The sequence below is a fragment of the Allobosea sp. BE125 genome (genome assembly GCF_031456075.1).
In the GTDB taxonomy this organism is placed as follows: domain Bacteria; phylum Pseudomonadota; class Alphaproteobacteria; order Rhizobiales; family Beijerinckiaceae; genus Allobosea.
Genome location: NZ_JAVDTY010000006.1, coordinates 224,985 through 243,629, shown reverse-complemented (window position 1 = coordinate 243,629; position 18,645 = coordinate 224,985). Strand labels below are relative to the sequence as shown.

The 18,645-nt window shown below is 64.3% G+C and carries 16 protein-coding genes; 11 read left to right on the top strand and 5 right to left on the bottom strand.

Annotation, left to right across the window (positions count from 1 at the left end; all coding sequences use genetic code 11):
• Positions 1-608: 608 nt before the first annotated feature.
• The 8 genes from J2Y55_RS15830 to J2Y55_RS15795 all read left to right on the top strand — a co-directional run bounded on the left by J2Y55_RS15830 (position 609) and on the right by J2Y55_RS15795 (position 9,106).
• Positions 609-3,086 carry an EAL domain-containing protein gene (locus J2Y55_RS15830; RefSeq protein ID WP_310155007.1) on the top strand — a complete coding sequence of 826 codons (2,478 nt, stop codon included), beginning with the start codon at positions 609-611 and terminating at the stop codon, positions 3,084-3,086.
• A gap of 379 nt (positions 3,087-3,465) precedes the next feature.
• Positions 3,466-6,276 (top strand): autotransporter outer membrane beta-barrel domain-containing protein, encoded by a 2,811-nt coding sequence (locus J2Y55_RS15825; RefSeq protein WP_310155004.1) that lies wholly within the window; start codon positions 3,466-3,468, stop codon positions 6,274-6,276.
• Between the two features lie 234 nt (positions 6,277-6,510).
• The gene (locus J2Y55_RS15820) at positions 6,511-6,870 is read left to right on the top strand and encodes an AlbA family DNA-binding domain-containing protein (RefSeq protein ID WP_310154999.1); all 360 of its coding nucleotides are present in this window, start codon (positions 6,511-6,513) and stop codon (positions 6,868-6,870) included.
• A gap of 53 nt (positions 6,871-6,923) precedes the next feature.
• A complete protein-coding gene (locus J2Y55_RS15815; RefSeq protein ID WP_310154997.1) occupies positions 6,924-7,106 on the top strand; it encodes a hypothetical protein in 183 nt (60 codons plus the stop codon).
• 32 nt (positions 7,107-7,138) lie between these two features.
• The gene (locus tag J2Y55_RS15810; protein WP_310154994.1) at positions 7,139-7,396 is read left to right on the top strand and encodes a hypothetical protein; all 258 of its coding nucleotides are present in this window, start codon (positions 7,139-7,141) and stop codon (positions 7,394-7,396) included.
• Positions 7,397-7,744: 348 nt separating this feature from the next.
• On the top strand, positions 7,745-8,473 hold the full coding sequence (locus J2Y55_RS15805; RefSeq protein ID WP_310154992.1) for an SOS response-associated peptidase: 729 nt from the start codon (positions 7,745-7,747) through the stop codon (positions 8,471-8,473).
• Positions 8,454-8,654, top strand: coding sequence for a hypothetical protein (locus J2Y55_RS15800; protein ID WP_310154989.1), 201 nt, complete (start codon positions 8,454-8,456; stop codon positions 8,652-8,654). Before J2Y55_RS15805 ends, J2Y55_RS15800 begins: the two co-directional genes overlap by 20 nt.
• Before the next feature lie 161 nt (positions 8,655-8,815).
• Positions 8,816-9,106, top strand: a complete 291-nt coding sequence (locus J2Y55_RS15795; protein ID WP_310154986.1) for a hypothetical protein — start codon at positions 8,816-8,818, stop codon at positions 9,104-9,106.
• 346 nt (positions 9,107-9,452) lie between these two features.
• Here J2Y55_RS15795 and J2Y55_RS15790 read toward each other — a convergent pair whose 3' ends face one another.
• Both J2Y55_RS15790 and J2Y55_RS15785 read right to left on the bottom strand, forming a co-directional pair.
• Positions 9,453-9,728: a hypothetical protein gene (locus J2Y55_RS15790; RefSeq protein WP_310154981.1), complete on the bottom strand. Its 276-nt coding sequence runs from the start codon at positions 9,726-9,728 to the stop codon at positions 9,453-9,455.
• Positions 9,729-9,821: 93 nt separating this feature from the next.
• Positions 9,822-10,127, bottom strand: coding sequence for a hypothetical protein (locus tag J2Y55_RS15785; RefSeq protein WP_310154979.1), 306 nt, complete (start codon positions 10,125-10,127; stop codon positions 9,822-9,824).
• Positions 10,128-10,288: 161 nt separating this feature from the next.
• Here J2Y55_RS15785 and J2Y55_RS15780 point away from each other — a divergent pair, with 161 nt between their 5' ends.
• On the top strand, positions 10,289-10,444 hold the full coding sequence (locus J2Y55_RS15780) for a hypothetical protein (protein WP_310154976.1): 156 nt from the start codon (positions 10,289-10,291) through the stop codon (positions 10,442-10,444).
• A 219-nt stretch (positions 10,445-10,663) separates the two neighbouring features.
• Here the strand turns inward: J2Y55_RS15780 and J2Y55_RS15775 are convergent, their stop codons facing one another.
• Positions 10,664-11,338, bottom strand: coding sequence for an alpha/beta fold hydrolase (locus J2Y55_RS15775; RefSeq protein WP_310154973.1), 675 nt, complete (start codon positions 11,336-11,338; stop codon positions 10,664-10,666).
• Between the two features lie 116 nt (positions 11,339-11,454).
• Between J2Y55_RS15775 and J2Y55_RS15770 the strand changes: the two genes are divergently transcribed.
• Together J2Y55_RS15770 and J2Y55_RS15765 are read left to right on the top strand one after the other, a co-directional pair.
• Positions 11,455-12,249 (top strand): AraC family transcriptional regulator, encoded by a 795-nt coding sequence (locus J2Y55_RS15770; protein WP_310154971.1) that lies wholly within the window; start codon positions 11,455-11,457, stop codon positions 12,247-12,249.
• Between the two features lie 370 nt (positions 12,250-12,619).
• Positions 12,620-13,609, top strand: a complete 990-nt coding sequence (locus J2Y55_RS15765) for a dienelactone hydrolase family protein (RefSeq protein ID WP_310154968.1) — start codon at positions 12,620-12,622, stop codon at positions 13,607-13,609.
• 288 nt (positions 13,610-13,897) lie between these two features.
• Here J2Y55_RS15765 and J2Y55_RS15760 read toward each other — a convergent pair whose 3' ends face one another.
• Positions 13,898-17,209: a S41 family peptidase gene (locus tag J2Y55_RS15760; RefSeq protein WP_465247520.1), complete on the bottom strand. Its 3,312-nt coding sequence runs from the start codon at positions 17,207-17,209 to the stop codon at positions 13,898-13,900.
• A gap of 199 nt (positions 17,210-17,408) precedes the next feature.
• Positions 17,409-18,305 carry a helix-turn-helix domain-containing protein gene (locus tag J2Y55_RS15755; RefSeq protein ID WP_310154963.1) on the bottom strand — a complete coding sequence of 299 codons (897 nt, stop codon included), beginning with the start codon at positions 18,303-18,305 and terminating at the stop codon, positions 17,409-17,411.
• Between the last annotated feature and the right edge of the window lie 340 nt (positions 18,306-18,645).

The following is an 18,645-nucleotide window of genomic DNA, read 5'->3' as shown; positions in this document are numbered from 1 at the left end:
ACCCGTGAAAACGCATCGCGAGCGTCTCGTGCCGGTGCAGCGGGTCCTGGCGAGGACGAAACATCACGCGGTCAACGACGAGAGCGCATGGCGCGCACCGCCGAGGGGCTCGCCGTGATCCATGTCACCGCCGACGATGAAACCGGCGAGGTCAGCGCGCTCTCCGTCCTGGCGCGCCATGGCGCGATCCCCCGCCCAGCGCCAGAACCCCTAGAAGCACGATCGCGACACGCGATTTGAACGCGACTACCAAAACCCGACGCATGCTTTGCCGCCTCGCCTCAACGCCGAAACCGGGCACCGACCAAACGCTCGAGCCCCGAACCTACACCTTTTGGAACAGGTCCGGCGCGTCGCCGCCTCGCATGATAAACCCGCCCCGAACGACCCTGCCCGCATCCCGGTCACCGGTCGCGACACCCGGCGCAGTCGGCCCCTGCCGCGCCTGCATGGCTTCAGCGCCTGAATGACGTCACAGCCTGAATGACGTCAGCAACTGTCCTCTGCAATTTTAGCGTTCCTTGGCACGATGTCCTTCGCATTCTGCCCTATACGACCGGCATGATCGTTAGAATTGCGCAGGCGCCATGTATCGAACACTGACGTGCTTGACCGATGAGCATGCCGCCTGGGTGCTGCCCTTGTCGGCGCTGGTCTGCTGGGTGTCATGCCATGCAGCGTTCGGCCTGCTCAAGCAGGCCCGCGAAAGCGCGGGCTGGGCCACAGCCATCTGGCTCGCCGCCACCGGCGCGGCGGCCGGCGCAGGCATCTGGAGCACGCATTTCATCGCCATGCTCGGCTACGCGCCGCCGCTCAGCATCAGCTATGATGTGCGCCTGACGCTGGCCTCGCTGGGCGTCGCCATGGCAACGGCTTTTTGTGCCGCGAGCCTGATCCGAGGCGCCGCCGGTCCTATCGCCATCGTCGTCAGCGGCCTCGTGCTGACCGCAGGCATTGCTGCGATGCATTTCACCGGGATGGCGGGCGTTCGCATTCCCGGCCGCTTCATCTGGGACGAGACGCTCGTCGCGGCGGCGCTGGCGTCGGGCACCGTGCTGACCTGCGCGGCGCTGTTCGTGTTCACCCTCCGCCCGGCCCGCTACCCCCGCGCCATTGCCGCAACGCTTCTGACTGGCGCCATCGGCACCATGCACTTCGTCTCGATGGCCGCAGCGCGCGTGCTGCCGGACCCCTCGATCGCCGCTCCCGACGACGAACTGGCGCGCGGGGCGCTGGCGGCCGGCGTAGCGGCCGTGATGCTGACGATCCTGGCGTTCTCCGCGCTCAGCCTGTTCGCCGACCGCCTCAGGCGCGCCAACCGCACCCTCGCCTCGCATGGCGCGGCGCTGCGCGTGAGCGAGGAGCGCCTGGCGCGAGCTCTGGATGCGGGAAGCGACGGCCTGTGGGACTGGAATATCGGGACCGGCCAGGCCTGGTACTCCGACCGCTGGCTGACGATGCTGGGCTACGCGCCTGGAGAGCTCGAAGGCCTTGTCGGGACCTGGCGACGCCTGCTCCATCCAGAAGACGAGCCGAAGGCCGTGGAGCTCCTGCAGGCGCATTTCGACGGCCGCTCGCCGGTCTATGAGTGCGAGTATCGACTGCGCCGCAAGGACGGCAGCTGGGGCTGGGTGCACGCGCGCGGCAAGGTCGTGGAGCGCGACGCCGGGGACCTGCCCCAGCGCATCGTCGGCACGCATATCGACATCGAAGCGCGCAAGCTCGCCGAGCAGCAGATCGCCCATATGGCGCGTCATGACGGGCTGACCGGCCTGACCAACCGGACCCGCTTCTACGAGCTGTTGCGCCTGGCCTTGCAGGAGGCAGCCGATGACGGCCGCACTTGTGCGGTGCTGTGCCTGGATCTCGACCGCTTCAAGAGCGTCAACGATACAGCCGGTCACATGGCCGGCGATGAGCTGCTGAAGCGTGTCGCCGGCAGGCTCGCCGGGAGCATGCATCCGGCCGACACCGTGGCGCGCATGGGCGGCGACGAGTTCGCCGTCCTGGTCAGGAGCGACCCGAGCGATGAATGCCTGCGCCGCCTGGCGCAGGAGCTGATTTCCGTTGTCGGCAAGCCGGTCTCCTTCGGCGGACAGACCATCGAGGTCGGCCTCAGCATCGGGATCGCGCGGGCGCCGCAGCACGGTCTGGTCGAGACGCAGCTCTTCAGCCGGGCCGATCTCGCGCTTTACCAGGCAAAGGCCGAGGGGCGTAACTGCTATCGCATGTTCGACGCGGCGATGGACGAGGCGGTGACGCGGCGGCGCGAACTCGAACGCGATCTCAGAACGGCGCTCACGGATGGGGGCCTGGAACTCCACTATCAGCCGCAGGTGCGGGCGAGCACCTGCGAGTTCCTGGGTTTCGAGGCGCTCGCGCGCTGGCGGCATCCGGTGCGCGGCCTCATCCCGCCCGGCGAGTTCATTCCGCTCGCCGAGGAGACCGGCCTCATCTCGGCGCTCGGGGAATGGGTGCTGCGGAGCGCCTGCAGCGAGGCGGTGCGCTGGACGCAGCCTCTCAAGGTCGCGGTCAACCTGTCTCCTCGCGAGTTCCAGCAGGGCGATCTTCCCGAGCGCATCTTCGCAATCCTGGCCGAGACCGGCCTGCCGCCGAGCCGCCTGGAGATCGAAATCACGGAGACGGCGATCTTCGCCGATATGAACCGCGCGCTCTCGATCGTGCTGCGGCTGAAGGCGCTGGGCATCAGCATCGCGATGGACGATTTCGGAACGGGCTACGCGTCGCTCGCGACCCTGCAGGCCTTCCCCTTCGACAAGATCAAGATCGACCGCTCCTTCGTCGGGCAGGTCGAAACCAGCCCGCAGGCCGCGGTGATCGTGCGCGCCGTGCTGGGGCTGGGACGCAGCCTCGGCATCGGCGTGGTGGCGGAGGGTGTCGAGACCGCCGGCCAGATGCGCTTCCTGGTCGGCGAAGACTGCGAGGCGCTGCAAGGCTATCTGTTCGGCAAGCCCCAGCCGATCGAAAGCTTCGCGGAGGCCATGCGCGGCCGGCAGGCCTCCGATCTCGCGATCAGGGCGGCCCCAGTGCGCCAGCCCGCCGCGCGCATGGCCTTCGCCTCGTAAGCTGCCGTAGGGTTTTGATCCTGCGGCATCAGGCCGAATATCGTATCAAGCCCGATGCTGCAGAGCTTTATCCAGCATCGGCTTGTCCCGAAAACCAGCTCACACTTTTCGGGGCCGACGCTCCAGTGATCTAGCATCGACTCAAGCCGAAAGCCGGTTCCCAGTTTTTGGCGCGATGCTCCAAGCCGAGACGCGGCAGCTCCGGCAACCTGCCGCGGCGCTGTGATATATTTGCTGCTCTGTAAATATTCTGTTCGCTATGTTGCCAGCGGCCTTGTCGCAAATGCCGAATTCCGGAATTCTTGCAACTCTCGGAATTCTTGCAACCTGCGGTGTTGCATGTCTCCCGGAAAAATCGGGCGTGATTGGGGTTCCGGGCATGACATATATCGGGAATGCGAGGCTTCTCGCGGGCGCCTCCTGCGTCGCGCTCGCCCTGGTCTGCTCGCTGTCGGCGCCGTCCTCGGCGGCGACCTATTTCGTCAGCAACGCGACCGAGCTGCAGAACGCCATCATCGCCGCGAATGGCAACGCCGATGCCAACTCGACGATCCTGATGACGCAGAGCTTCGAGATGTTGGGCACGCCCAGCCTGCCGACAGCGACAAAAAACCTGACGATCGACACGAACGGCTTCGTTTTGTTGGGAACACCCGTTGGCCCCGCCCCGGGAACCCCGGGCTCCGTCAACGTCCAATCGCCCGCTTCAGGCAACATCCTCACGCTTGCGGGCACTCTGGTGGGAAGTGCTCAGGGAGGCGGCATCGGTGTCGGTGCAGGCCTGGTCATCGACACAGGCGCGGGCATCACCGCCCAGGTCGTCAACAACGGCTCGATCACCGGCGGCGCCACGACCACGGCTCGCGGCGGTATTGGCGTCTCGCTCCTGGACCCCACAACAGCCTTTACCAATAACGGCACGATCAACGGCGGAGCCAATAACGGCGGAGTCGGGATCGGCGGCGGCCCAATCAACAATGGCGCCGGCCTCAACATGCCCAACGGCGGAACCGCCATCAACACCATCACCGGCACCATTCAGGGCGGCAACGCTCAGGAAATCGGTTCCGCCGGCGCGGGCGTCTACATGAGCAACCTGGGGGCCCCGACAACCCTCACCAATTTCGGCACAGTGCGCGGTGGCTCGTCTACCGCCAGCGGCGGCAGCGCCGCGGTCCTCATCGAAGGCAGCCCCGTCAATATCGCGACGATCAATAACTTCGGCACGATCGAGGGTGGGAACGGCCTGGCCGCGATCGTGCCCTTGGGCTTCACGGCAAATATCAGGATCGTCAATGGCGGCACGATCCGCGCCGGCGCGGGATCGACTATCGCCATCCAGTTCGGCTCGAGCTTGACGAGCGTAGCCAGCCTCGAGCTTCAGGCTGGCTCGCAGATCATCGGCAATGTCGTCGCCTCCGGCCCAGGCACCAGCGATACCTTACGCCTGGGCGGCACGGCGAATGCCAGCTTCGACGTCTCGGCCATCGGGGCGCAGTACCAGAACTTCGATGTCTTCGAGAAGACCGGCGCCAGCACCTGGACGCTGACCGGCACCGGCAGCTTCACCGGCCCGACCAATCTGATCGCGGGCACGCTCTCGGTGAACGGCTCGCTTGCAGGCTCCGCGCTAACGGTCCAGTCCGGCGCGACGCTCGCCGGCAGCGGCACGGTGGGCGCGACCACGCTGCTCGCCGGCAGCCGGATCACGCCGGGCAACTCGATCGGCACGCTGACCATCAACGGCGCCTATGTGCAGGCGGCGGGCTCGACCTATCAGGTGGAAGTCGATCCGGCGACGACAACCTCCGACCTGATCCGGGTGAATGGCGCGGCGACGCTGGCGAGCGGCGCCGGGCTCTCCGTCGTCAACTACACCGGCGCGCCTTACCTCCCCGGCCAGCGCTTCACGATCCTGACCTCGACCGGGCTGACCGGGAGCTATGCCCTTAGTGACCAGGTCCTGACGCCCTTCCTCAACCTGCGCGACAGCTACGACGCCGCCAACGCCTATCTGACGGTGATCCAGACCCGGACCGTTGCCTCCGCCGCTTCGACAAGCAACCAGGCCGAGGTAGGCCGGAGCGTCGACAGCCTGCCCAGCGGCAATCCCGTCCAGATCGGCGTGATCAACCAGCCGACGTTGGGCGCCGCCCGCACGGCGCTCAACCAGCTCTCCGGCGAGATCCATGCCTCAGCCAAAACCGCACTGATCGACGAGAGCCGGCTCCTAAGCGCCGCCGTCACCGACCGGCTGCGCGCGGCCTTCGGAGGCGTCGGCGCGGCGCCGATGGCGACGCTGAATTACGGCTTCACCGCCGACCTCGCCCCGAGCGTGAAGGGGCCGATGCCGACGCTGAACGCCGACCGCTTCGCGGTCTGGGGCCAGGGCTATGGCGCCTGGGGTCGCAGCGGCAGCGACGGCAACGCCGCCAGGCTGACGCGCTCGACCGGCGGCTTCCTGCTCGGCACGGATGCCGCCCTGTTCGACACCCTGCGCATCGGCGCGGTCGCCGGCTACAGCCGCAGCACCTTCGACCTGAACGCAAGGCGCTCCTCGGGCGAGAGCGACAATTATCATCTCGGCCTCTACGCTGGCGGCCAATGGGGCGCGCTCGGCTTCAGGACCGGCGCAAGCTATACTTGGCACGAGATCGAGACCCGCCGCACAGTCGTCTTCTCCGGCTTCGGCGACAGCCTCAGGAGCGACTATACCGCCGGCACGGCGCAGCTCTTCGGCGAACTCGGCTACCGCATCGATCTCGGCCGGGTGGCGTTCGAGCCCTTCGCGGGGCTGGCCTATGTCAACCTGCATACGGACGGGCTCAACGAAACCGGCGGCGCGGCGGCGCTGAGCGCCCGCGGTGACGACACCAGCCTCGGCTACTCCACGCTGGGCCTGCGCGCCTCGACCAATTTCGCCTTGCAGGCCATGGATCTGACGCTGCGCGGCGGGCTCGCCTGGCGTCACGCCTTCGGCGAGGTCAACCCGACCACGACCCTCGCCTTCGCCGGCTCGGGTGCCTTCAGCGTCACCGGCATCCCGATCGCCAGGGACGCGACAATCGTCGAGGCCGGGCTCGACCTCGCTATCGGCAAGAGCGCCACGCTCGGCCTGTCATATACCGGCCAGCTCGCGCAGGACACGCAGGACCACGCCTTCAAGGGCGTGCTGGCGGTGAGGTTCTGAGACGGGAGCGTCGGCCTGCGCGAGGCGGCTGCGATGCCGGAACCGGCTCCGCCCGCTCCGCCATCCGTGGGGAATAGTGCCGCTAGGCGGGCCGCCAAGGCGCAGGGGACGCAGCACTAGGGGCGAGGCAAAGGCCCTTTCTTGGTTCGCGAAGGCATTGGCGTTCTTCAGTCAGAGAATCCGCGCTATCCAGACAGCCTGCCTTGGAGGCATGTTTAAGGAGCGAGCCGAAGCATGCTGAATTTGACGACGAAGGCCGATCTGCAGCGGCTTATCGACGAGCAGATCCGAGAAGATCTCCATCTTGAGTTCAAAGCCGGTGAGGCGATCGGCACTCGGGATCGCGAGCGGAATGAAATGTCCAAGGACGTTTCACCCATGGCGAACGCTGATGGCGGTCAGATCATCTACGGCATTGCCCAGGATGAAAACGGCCTTGCCGTTGGCTTCAGCCCCGTTGACGGTGCCCGACATTCACCTGAGAGCATCGAGCAGATGCTTCGTTCGCGCGTCAGCCCGCCGATCAAGGAGCTGCGGATTCATATCGGCCGCCACCCCCAAATCTCTCACAGCCGGTACGCAGCAACGGGTTGACTCGATCGGGGCATCCGTTCTCAGTACGTTCTCATTTTCGGAGGGCGCACGACATGGCGGCGAAGAGGCTCGAAGACACGGACCCTGCGACGGAGATCGAGTGCGAGATCGACGATCTCATCGCCGAGCATGGCAGCGAACGGGCCGCACTCCGGGCGGTGCTGCATGACCTAGCTGAGCTGGCGCGGGACGGCGACAGATCCGTATCGAGGGGCTTCCTCCGCGGCTTGTTTTAGCATGGCGCGCGGCCGCAGCCGGAGGGGGAAGCGTGATGGTGCAGCGCTCAAAGCGCAGCATGTCGCCGGGCAAGGCTCGCGAAATGCAGGCCGTGACCCGCGACTTCCACTACACCGTGCGGCGATGGTGTGGAGAAATACCCATCAGCAGCGAGATCTACATCGCTCTAGACGTGTTGAACTTCGCCCTGCACCTCGCCAACAGCAAGCTCAATGTGGCGGCCGGCAGCAACGAACCCGACAAGTTCCACGGGCTGTATCGAATGGACATTGACGCGGGCGAGGAATGAGGCGGCCGCGGATTCCACGAGCCGGCGTGCCTCGGCATCGGTTGATGTCGCGGGACGTGTCGGACATGCTGCCGGCAGAGCCTTTGCCGCCTGAGCGTCGGCGGCGCATCAGCGGTGAGGACGAGTGAAGTCGGTTGTGCCGCAGATCCCGCTACGCCGCGTCGGCGATCTGGTAGCGCGTATCGAAGAGCTGACGAAGGATACCGGGCGTCGCGGGTTCGGCAGGCTCGCCTATGTCCTCGAGACGGCCCCTTATCGAAGCACGGATCGAGCAGCGGCGGCTGCAGGATGAGAAGGCCGCCCGCAACGCAGATCGGCGCGACCTATGGACTCCGGAGACCCAATCCGATGTGCAACCTCTACTCGATGACGAAGAGCATCGACGCGATGCGCAAGCTTTTCGCGAAGTTCGACGTGCCGGAGACCAACCTGCCGCCCCTGCCGGGCATCTTCCCGGACTACGAGGCCCCGATCATCCGCAATCACGGTGAAGGCGTTGCCGAGCTCGTCATGACGCGCTGGGGCATGCCCAGCTCGAAGCTGGCGCTCTTCGAGGCAGCGAGCAAGCGCGCCGACAAGTTGCGGGCCAAGGGCAAGGTGGTCGACTTCGACGCTCTGCTACCCATGGAGCCCGACAGCGGCACAACGAACGTCCGCAATACCAACAGCGCCCATTGGAAACGCTGGCTTGGTGTCGATAATCGCTGCCTCGTTCCCTTCTCCAGCTTCAGCGAGTTCAACCGCGACCTGGGCGGCGACATCTGGTTCGCACTTGATGAGGATCGGCCGCTCGCCTTTTTCGCCGGCATCTGGGCGCCGCAATGGACCAGCGTCCGCAAGGTCAGCAAAGGGCTGGAAACGATTGACGTCTTCGCCTTCCTCACCACGACGCCGAACGCTGAAGTCGGGGCCGTGCACCCGAAGGCCATGCCGGTCATCCTGACTACTCCGGAAGAGTGTGAAGCTTGGATGACGGCGCCTTGGGAACTTGCGCGGGGGCTTCAGCGTCCTCTCCCCGACGGTACGCTGGAGATCGTCGCACGTGGCCTGAAAAAGGATGAAGCTGGATATGTCTAAGAGTGAGCTGGACGATCGCATTGCGATCCTGCGGAGGAACATCTCCGAGCTGACCGCGCAGGCGACCAGCGCGTCTGGCGCCGCCGCTGAAGAGCGATTGGCATCGCGAATTGAGGATCAGCAATCCTTGTTGGAGGAACTCGTGAAGCAGCGCGAGGCCATGGAAGAGAAGACGGGTTGAGAAACGCCTGCCCGACTGAAGCCGGCCTCTAGAAGGGCGGCGCTCCTTGCGGCACTGCGTCGACGCGCGCAACGGGTGCGGGACGTCGACATTGTCAAATGACATATCAGGCGGGAGGCGGCCAACATACAAAAGGGGAAGGTGGTCCGCAGAGGATAACGATGCGTGTGAACGGAAATATACGACGTAAACACAGCGTCATTCGCGTCAGCGGCGGAACGCGCATCGAAATCGAACAACCCTTCGAGCCCGGCCCGGGGGTCTGGCGTCTCGATCTGACCGTCGAGCGGATCGGTGACGTCGTCGATCTCAGGATTTCGGACAACCGCGTGGCCGTACTGACGCCGATAGAAGCGCGCGACCTTGCCGAGGCGCTCGGTCGGGCTGCCCGTGGCGAACGCGCTCCCGCAGGAGCAGGTGCGGGAACTGATGGTCAGCGGGTAGGTGGCTGAAGTGCGTCCCGCTACCGCTCTTCATCACTGCGAAAATCTGGCATTGCCGGTTCAGGAACAGAGGCTTCGGGCTTGCTAAGGGACGCGCTGAAGCGCCTGCTGCAGGCTCCGATCTGGCCGAAGCCTCCGGCCCTCGATACCGCATGGCGGACCCGCATATCTGAAGGTCTGGTGTTGCCCGGGAGCGAGAGCACGGAACGCCTGCGCCTCGCTTAAATAGTGGCATCACTGGCCATTGGGTCTCACGAGGGCAATCTCGCTGCGCTAGCGGTGAGCGCTTTCGAGCGAAGTGGATACCGGTTCGCGTAAAGAGCAATTGAACGATCCAATCGGATCGGAAAGCGCTCTAGGTTTTCCCGCTGTCGATGACCACGAAGTTTTCGCCCAGCGCTGGCGTGGCAGGCGGCTTCTTCACCGGTTCGGATACGGGTTCGGTCCAATGCTTTTCGGCAGCAGTGCCTTCAGAGTCGTTTGGATCATAGGGCGCGTGCGGCCCGGTGGGGTTCACCGAGCGCGGGTTCGGCCCGGCTCGCCGTTCGGCATCCTCACCGGATTGTCCGGGGCGCTGCGGCGTGCTGTAGGGCGCCGGCGCATCCGTGGCGCGATGTGAAGTGTTCGTCATAGGGCGGTCCTCCTTCCAGGGAAGAACCGCTCGTCATGGGGTCGGGTTCCCCTGCCCCGGCCCCTATCGAACGGCGCTGGCGCGTGGCGCGCCCTACGCGTCCGGCGCTACCTTACTGACCATGCCTGCCGCGATCTCCTCGACATAGCGGAGCCGGGCCGCGGCGGTGTTGGGAGCCGAGCCCAGCCAGGCCAGATAGGCGTCAGGCTTGATCGTGATGATCTGGATCACTTTCCCGGCAGCGAGGGCCTCGGCCAGAACGCGGCTGGCATTGCGATGCCATTCCGCATAATCGGGCGAAATCTCGTCGCGCTCATGGGCGAGCGACCAGAGTCGCGCGAAATCCTCCTCCTCGTACCACGGCATCGCGACCGTGTACGCCCCGGATAACGGCTTCATTCGTGGCTCCCCAGCCAGGCAGGCTGCAACACGGCGAGAATGCCGGCCTGCGCGAGGTCAGTATGGAACGAAGCCACCGCCTTGTCCGTTTGGCGTTTTTGGAGGTCGCCATGAAAACGCACGTGCAACATGATCCTGCCGAGCGGGCATCAGAAGCTCCCATGAGAATCCAGATCGAGACCTCGGAAGATTATGCGCTGGCGCTCAAGCGCATCAAGGCCCTGAACGGGTCTCAGCGCTCGCAGAGCGAGGAGGCGGAGCTTGAGGCGCTGAACCAGGCCGTCCGCCGCTGGGACCGGCGCCACGTCGCTGGCTGACTATCCTCGGAAGCACGCCATCATGCCGGACAAGCGCCCCCCGGGTCCGGCCTTAGGCCGGCCCAAGGACAGGCTCCGCCGCGCCGATCCGGGATCCATTCCTGAGCCTGACCAGGCAGCGCTCCGGCATGGACCCCGGATCTGCGCGGAGTTTATCCTTGGGCCGACGGCGGCCAGCCTCTGATCTCCACCAAAGCCAGGACATCGGGCGGCTGCCGGCTATCGCATGGCCTCGAGCCTGGTCAGGATCGCCAGGAACTGGTCAGGCGCGGCTGCGATGACGTTGTGCCTAGTCGGCATCTCTTCGACCCGCCAGTCCGCGAGCTTTCTGAGGCGCTCGACCGTCGCAGGGAACGGGCTGTCGGCCCAGCCGGTGGCGTAGATAAAGAGCTTCTCGCGAACCTCCTTCCAGCGCCCGGCCAATCGGATCTTCTGGAGAAACGACGCTAAGGGATGCGGCCGGCAACGCGGATCCATATGCGCGGGCGGTCGAACGCTGAAGCCGTCCTCGCCGGCCCCTTCAAGGGCGATCGCCCGGAAATGGTCGTTGACCAGGCCCCACCAGGAACAGCCATCCTCGGGCACAAGCGCGTCGATATAGACGAGCGCGGCTATACGCTCGGGCATGCGGTCCGCCACCCCTGTTATCACCATCCCGCCATAGCTGTGCGCGCACAGAACGACGTCGGAGAGATCCTCGAATTCGAGCAGATTGGCGACATCGAGAATATGTGTGTCGAGGTTGGGCCGCGCCGCCGCGAGATGCACCCGTTCGCCCAATCCGGTGAGCGTCGGCGTAAAGACCTCATGTCCAAGTGCACGCAGCCTGCGCGCGAAAGGCGTGAGCTCGCAGCCGCCATGCCAGCCACCCGCCACGATAACGACGTTCGCCATCCGTCGACTCCTCGTCAATGCCCGGCTCGATCACGCCGCATTCGGGAAGGTTTAGCCCTTTTGGCCATGCGGGAATTTAGATATTCTGCCAATCTATTTTCAAAATCGGTCAATCCATGCGGCAGCCGCTTCACTATCCATGGCCGGATTTCGATGTGGACGGAACCGTCGCTCCGGCGATTGCGGTGCGCGTCGACGTCCTCGAAACGGGAGCGGAGGTCGCCGCTCACCAGCACCGCAAGGGCCAGCTCGTTTTCGCGCTGACTGGGGGCGTAACCTGTCGCGTTCCCAGCGGCTTATGGATGGTGCCGACGCATTGCGCGGTCTGGATTCCAGGCGGCATGCAACACAGCAATATCGCGACCGCCAATGCGAAGCTGTTCTTCGTTTACATCGAACCTGGTGCGGCCGATCTCCCAGTGCGATGTTGCACCGTTTCGATCTCGCCCTTGTTGCGCGAGCTGATCGTCGCGCTTTCCGAACGTCCGGGCACGGATGACGCTGACGCGCTTCTGGCCAGGCTGCTGCTCGCCGAATTGCCGCGCATGCCTGTCCAGCAGCTCTATCTGCCGATCTCATCGGAACCGCGCCTCCGCCGGATTGCCGATGCCTTGGCCACCAACCCTGCCGACCGGACCGGCTTAAGCGCCTGGGCCAGTCGCGTCGCGCTCAGCGAGAGCAGCCTGAGCCGCCTGGTGATCAAGGAAACAGGGTTGAGTTTCGGGCGCTGGCGGCAACAGCTGCACCTGATCGTCGCCATCAGGGAATTGTCCAATGGCGCGACAGTCCAGCAGGTTTCGGCCGAGCTCGGCTACGAATCCGTCGCGGCCTTCATCACGATGTTCAAGAAGGCACTCGGCAAGCCGCCGGCGAAATACCTTGCAAGCGTTATGCACCACGACCGCACCTAGATGATCGATGCTCAAAGTTGAGAGCATCGCTCATGCGAAGAACCGGTACCCACTTTTTCGCGCCATGCTCCCGAGCGCATTCGCGCGAGCACGACCGGGTCGTTCCATGGCACCATCACGCCAGCCACGCCGAGTTACCCGCGGATACCTTGGCGGCCATCTTGGCCGGCCATCCTTAGCGGCCATCCCGGGCGAGCCTTTGCGCGCTCAAAGGCGTCCAGCAACTCGTGTGGACCGTCACTGGCTAGCCAAAACTTTCCACGCAAGCGACGAATTGACAAATGTACCAACTGGTTCAATTTGCCCTGACTAAAGAGCAGGGGCGACAGGCGAAACAGCCGACCGTCAACAATGACTCAGGGAGGATTAAATGAGCTATCGGTCATTTTTTGCTGGCATAGCGATGTCTCTGTGCGGGCTCGGCGGCGCCGCTCTGGCGCAAGGCTCAGTCCCGAAGGATCTGCCGGCGCGGGCAGAAATTTACGCGATCCCGACGCTCACCTTGTCCGACAGCCAGTTCCTGTCCGGTGACGCTAACGCCAAGCCAGCCGTCGTCACCGGCGAATTGAGCCTGGCGCCGGGGACCGGCCGCCTCCCGGTCGCCGTCTTGATGCACGGCTCAGGCGGGATCGGAGGCAATATTCAATATTGGAAACGCGTCCTCAATGGCGCCGGAATCGCGACCTTTGTCATCGACGGCGTGACCGGCCGGGGCTTTTCCGGCGTCGGGGACAAGCAGGCCGCGCTCGGGCGCCTGAACTTCGTCCTCGATATCTACAGGTCGCTCGATATCATGGCCAAACATCCTCGCATCGACCCCGAGCGGATCGTGATGATGGGTTTTTCCCGCGGCGGACAGGCCGCGCTCTATTCGAGCGTCGATCGCTTTCAGAAGCTATGGAACAAAAGCGGCGTCAATTTCGCGTCCTATGTCGTGTTTTACCCCGATTGTGGCACGACGTATCGCGACGACGGCAAGGTTTCCGCGCGCCCGATCCGTATTTTTCATGGCACGCCGGACAACTATAATCCGGTTGCCCCCTGTAAAGCCTATGTCGAGCGGCTCAAGCAGGCTGGCGCCGATATCCAGCTGACTGAGTATCCCAATGCGCCGCACGGCTTCGACAATCCGTATGGCGCCAATCCGCCTGCGCCCACCAAAGCCGACCAATCCGTTCGCGCCTGCAAAATTCGCGAAGACGCAAATGCGGTTCTCGTGAATGACGCTACCCAGAAGCCGTTCAGCTACAATGATGAATGCGTGAGCATAGGCCCGACCGTCGGATTCGATCCAGAGGCCACGCAGGCCGTCACGTCAGCGGTCCAGGCTTTCCTAAAATCGACATTGGGCGCCCAGTAGTCGATCGCCGCGACGCCGATCTCTCGACAACGAAGGAAGCGAATTGTCCCTCGTTACCCGAACTGAATCGCAGGGGTAGAGCAAGTCTACCCCTGCGACTTCGAGCTTTATTTGCCTTTGGAGCGTTTTCTTCCCGCGAACCGGAGTTCGTTTCGCTCGAAAACGTTCAGAAGCGGCGTATCGCGTCGCGTCAGACCAGTTCGGCCAGCGCCGCGACATCGAAGCCCTTCAGCAGCTCTGTCTCACAGCCCGCGGGATCGCGGGAAAATCTGATGATCACAACAGCCTCTAGGGGCTTGGACAGCCTGTCGAATTGGCCGGCAAGACCGCGCGCATCGCTGCGTCGAGCTGGGGGTCCTGGCCTTTGGACCAGGCCGTGGGGTTCGACAGAACCGGGATATCGGGCGTGATATCCTCGTTCTCGATGAGCTTGCCGTTGAGCTTGCGGATCGGAAGCTGCGGGAGGCCGTAGACGAGCCCCGGGATGAGGTTGGATTCGGCCCACCAGACGAATGTGCCGGTCCCGGCGACGGAATCTCCGACGAGCGGCCCGAGCTTCAGGTCACGATAGGCTTGCGGGAAGACCGAGGCGTCGGAATAGCTCACCGCATTCATGATGACGGCGGAGGGTTTGGACCAACGGTCGCGCGGCTCCTGCTGCGTCGGGCCGCCGCGCGGCGGAACATAGGTCATATAGCTCCGGCCCGAGAGCAGCGTCAGCAACTGGTTATGGAGATTGCCGCCGCCATTGTAGCGAACGTCGACGATCAGGGCATCGGCCTGCTGGAAGCGCCCGAAAATCTCCGAGAACACCCAGCGATAGGATTTCTCGTCCATATCAGCCACATAGACATAGCCCAGATGCCCGCAGGATTTGGCGACGACATAGTCGCGCTTGCGCTTGAGCCAGCGGGCGGCCGCAAGCTCCTGTTCCTTGCCAAGGCTGACGGGGACATGCTTTTCGGTGAAGCGCTGGCCGCCGGGATGTTCCGCGGTGATCGCCAGGAGCTGCTTGGCGCGGCCCCGCAGGGAGCGTCGGATACCGCCTTCATTCGGCACCGGCTCGCCATCGATCTCCAGAATGACGTCGCCTGGCCTGAGGGCGGAATCGGCACTATCGAAGGGGCCGTTCGCCAGGACCTCCGTGACCTTCATCCCCGGGCCGGAATAGCGCTCGTCATAATAGAGTCCCAGCGACGCCGTCTGTTCGGCCGGGGGAACGCTGCTGCGCAGCCTGCCGCCGGTGTGAGAGGCGTTCAGCTCGCCGGCCATCTCTGACAGGAGCTCGGCCAGATCCCTGGTATCGACGATGGACGGCAGGAGCTTGCTGTATTTGACCCGAACCGCCTCCCAGTCGACGCCGTTGAAATTGGGGTCGTAGAATTTCTTCTTCGTCAGCATCCAGAACTGGTCGAACGCCGCCTGTCGGGTTTCCGCGGCGTCGCGCGTCGTGTCGGCGGTGATCTTGATGACGCGCGAGCTGCCTTTGCCCGTATCGACCTCGGTGACGCCGTCCTGGGAGAGGAAATAGAGCTTCTTCTGATCCTTGCTCATCCGAACGGGGCCGGAGCGGACATAGCTCAAGCCGGAGAACAGGGTCCTGCGCCGCTCCCGGCGGAGGTCGCGCACGACGCCGGTGACGGTAAAGCCATCGCCTTGCGGGGTTGGATACCGTTCTACGGACAAAACGCTGACGCCATCGGCCAGGAAGCCGAAATAGACCAGGTTCGCCGGCTGTTGGGTCAGCCTGATCGTCCTGTCCTCAATGCCTGCCGGTTCGAAGGTGAACGCCTCGCGCGGCTTGGAGGTCCTTGGCCTGGCGCCGTCCTTTGGCGGGGTATTCGCCTCTTTCTCGTCCGGCGTGCCGGGGCGTCGTTCCTCTTCGTCCGATCCGGAAGGCGCGTCGCCGATCACGGGCACGCGCAGCTTCTGCTCGAAGGCGTCGCGAGCCTTGCGCGAAACATAGACTCCCTCGATGTCGGCACTCCAGGTGCGGCCATTGATGTAACGCAGGCCTTCCGCGTCGGAGGCCCAGAGCAGGAAGCTGCCATCCTGGCTCCATTGCGCCGGGGACTGGTCTTCTCCCGAGGGAGCAACCCGCATCGCAGGCGCGTGGCCATCGGCCGGCGCGACGGCGACGTTGTCGATCTGCTGGCTGGGCTGGATGGGAAAAGCGAGCCATTTCGAATCCGGCGACCAGGACAGCCACCACGACCAATCCCCGTAGAAATAGTTCATCCCCTTGGGCAGAATCTCGATATCGGCCTTGGTCGCGACATCCACAACCCGCACGGAGTCGCGGTTGGCGATATAGGCGACATGCTTGCCGTCCGGCGCGTAGACCGGCGTCATCGCGTCCTCCTTGCCGGCCTGGAGCAGCTTTTCGTCAATGCGCGTCGCTTCGAAGAAGCTCTTCTCGTCGGGGTCGACGATCCCAGCCTCATAGAGGCCCCAGCGCCCGTCGCGTTCCGCGGCGTAGACGAGTTTGCGGCCATCGGGCGAAAAGCTCGGATTGCGCTCTTCTCCCGGCGTCCTGGTGATCCGCTTGACATAGCGGCCGTTGAGCGAGGCGACGAAGATATCGCCACGTGTCACCAGCGCGATCTCCTTGCCGGTCGGCGACGGAACGATGTCGTTGAAGCTGGAGGTCTGGCTTGGGCTTTCGCCACTAAGGGCCGATTGCGCGACATTGACCGCGACCCGCTCGGGGTCTTTCGCACCAGGCCGGAGCAGATAAAGTTCGCCGCTCCGCGAGAAGGCCAATGTGCCGGAGCGCGACATCGACAGCGACCGGACGGGATCGCCGGTGAGATGCGTGACCTGCTCGGGCTTGCGGTCCTTCAAGGACAGGCGCCAGATGTTCAGCGAGCCCGATGCCTCGCCAAGATAGTAGACGGCGCCATCGGGCGACCACACGGCATCGCGGCTCTCATGCGTGTCGTCGGTCAAACGCTCATGCCGGCCGCTGCCGGCCTCATAGAGCCAGACCTGACGGGCCGCGCTCGATGTCTGTCCCTTGCGGAAGGACTGCTCGATGCTCGGCGCGGTATAGAGCAGGCGCTTGCCGTCTGCGTCCCAGCGCGCATCGAAAGCGGCGTTCGGCAGAACGAGCGTGTCGCGCCCGCCGGAGATCGGGACCTGATAAAGCTGGCTGCCCTGCTCGAAGCGGTTGGGAATGGCGAATGTCTCGACGGCATCGCCAAGGCGTCGCGCCGAAAACATCACGGCCTTGCCGTCCGGCGTGAAGCTCGACGGCCTTTCATCGAGGGAATACCAGGTCAGCCTCCTCGCTTCCCCGCCATTGGCGGGCACCGCAAAGATGTTCATCGCGCCGAAACGATCGGCGGCAAAAGCGATGCTGTTGCCGTCAGGCGACCAGATCGGCGTGGCCGCATGAGAACCGGCCGGCGTCAGCGGCTGTGCGTCCCCTCCCGAAGTCGACACGGTCCAGATCTGGCCTTGATACCGAAAAGCCAATCGGGTTCCGTCGGGCGAAATCGCGGGCTCGCGCAGCCATAGCGGCCGGCTTGCCGCTTGAGCTGATGAGAACAGGCCGCTCAAGGCAAAGGCCATCAGAATTCTGAGCACATGCGCAATCATGAGATGATGAGCTGCATGAAATGATGACCTGACCGAGTGGAGCGCCCGCGCAATTCGTAGCGATGGCCTCTGGCCGGGTAAAGCAGGCTTGGCGTGAGAAGGAAGCGCCCTGGAGGCGGTTGAATGCAGCAGCCTATCAGGTGGAGGCGTTGCGCCGCTTCGGCACCGGCCGCAGCCTTGGATTCAAGCGGCCTTGGATTCAACCGGCGGCGGCGGAACCGCGCATGGCCCGGCGCCAGACGGCCGGCGTCTCGCCGGTCACGCGGCGGAAGGCGCGCGTGAAATGCGCCTGATCGGAGAAACCCGCCTCGATCGCGATCTCGGTCAGGGAGCGTTGTCCGGCGAGCAGCATCTCCTGCCCTTTGCGGACGCGCTCCTGAATCTGCCATTGGTGCGGCGGCACCCCGGTCGAGGCCTTGAAGGCATGGCTGAAATAGGATTGCGACAGCCCGACCAGCTTTGCCAGATCCTGCAGCCTGATTGAACCATTGCAATGCTCGGTGATGTAGTCGGTCACGCGCCGCAATTGCCAGGCGGACAAGGTGCTGCCGCGGCTCGGCTCGCGCCGCTCGACGCCGAACAGATCGATCAGCAGGGCCAGGATCAGGCTGTCGCCATAGAGGTCGTGTCGCGCATCGGGTTCGGCCACCTCGCGCGCGATCAGCCCGGCCAGCGCGAAGAGATGCGGATCATCGAACATCAGCCGCGGCTTGGCCATCTGGCGCGCCGAAAGCCGCTCGCAAATCTGTTCACACAGAGCCTCGGGATCGAAATGCAGATCGAGGTGGCGCAGACGCATCGGCGCCTCCACCCGTCCCCAGAGCGGCAGATGAGCGGGTACGAAATTGATCGAGCCCCGGCCGCCAAACCCGCGCAGATCGTCGCCATGCGGCTTCAATCGGGTCTCGAACGACCCGCCCTCCGCCTCCAGCACGATGAACAGGCGCGGATGCGCCGAGACATAGTGACCGCGCGCCTGGAATTCGCAGGCGGCATGCCAGAGATCCACCACCACGCCGTTCCAGCGGCGCCAGCGCAGTGGCTCCAGAACCGTCACGCCCTCATGGGTCGAGGTCATCGAGGGCTGGAAGGTCATGAGGCCTCAGACACCGTTTGAGAATGTGAGCCCTCTTCCTGAGGAGGCCCGAAAGGGCCGTCTCGAAGGATGCTCCAGATGGTTCGGGAGCCTCCTGGAGTATCCTTCGAGACGCCATTCCCAAGGGAATGGCTCCTCGGGATGAGGGCTGAGGGAATTCTCAAACGGACTCTCAGCTTCGCGTCAACGCGCATTGTTGGCAGGTACCAGCCATGATAATTCCATGAGCAAGAACGTTCAATGCAAAGCATGAACGATCAATCAAAATACCAATATCGCTGATATTCGCAACTCTATCAGGATTGACCCGCTTTTGAATGATTCTAAATTTGAATAATTC

Coding starts and splice junctions, on each gene's coding strand:
- J2Y55_RS15825 (WP_310155004.1), top strand. CDS start 3,466: ATGACATATATCGGGAATGCGAGGCTTCTCGCGGGCGCCTCCTGCGTC.
- J2Y55_RS15820 (WP_310154999.1), top strand. CDS start 6,511: ATGCTGAATTTGACGACGAAGGCCGATCTGCAGCGGCTTATCGACGAG.
- J2Y55_RS15815 (WP_310154997.1), top strand. CDS start 6,924: ATGGCGGCGAAGAGGCTCGAAGACACGGACCCTGCGACGGAGATCGAG.
- J2Y55_RS15805 (WP_310154992.1), top strand. CDS start 7,745: ATGTGCAACCTCTACTCGATGACGAAGAGCATCGACGCGATGCGCAAG.
- J2Y55_RS15800 (WP_310154989.1), top strand. CDS start 8,454: ATGAAGCTGGATATGTCTAAGAGTGAGCTGGACGATCGCATTGCGATC.
- J2Y55_RS15795 (WP_310154986.1), top strand. CDS start 8,816: ATGCGTGTGAACGGAAATATACGACGTAAACACAGCGTCATTCGCGTC.
- J2Y55_RS15790 (WP_310154981.1), bottom strand. CDS start 9,728: ATGACGAACACTTCACATCGCGCCACGGATGCGCCGGCGCCCTACAGC.
- J2Y55_RS15785 (WP_310154979.1), bottom strand. CDS start 10,127: ATGAAGCCGTTATCCGGGGCGTACACGGTCGCGATGCCGTGGTACGAG.
- J2Y55_RS15780 (WP_310154976.1), top strand. CDS start 10,289: ATGAGAATCCAGATCGAGACCTCGGAAGATTATGCGCTGGCGCTCAAG.
- J2Y55_RS15775 (WP_310154973.1), bottom strand. CDS start 11,338: ATGGCGAACGTCGTTATCGTGGCGGGTGGCTGGCATGGCGGCTGCGAG.
- J2Y55_RS15770 (WP_310154971.1), top strand. CDS start 11,455: ATGCGGCAGCCGCTTCACTATCCATGGCCGGATTTCGATGTGGACGGA.
- J2Y55_RS15765 (WP_310154968.1), top strand. CDS start 12,620: ATGAGCTATCGGTCATTTTTTGCTGGCATAGCGATGTCTCTGTGCGGG.
- J2Y55_RS15760 (WP_465247520.1), bottom strand. CDS start 17,209: ATGATTGCGCATGTGCTCAGAATTCTGATGGCCTTTGCCTTGAGCGGC.
- J2Y55_RS15755 (WP_310154963.1), bottom strand. CDS start 18,305: ATGACCTTCCAGCCCTCGATGACCTCGACCCATGAGGGCGTGACGGTT.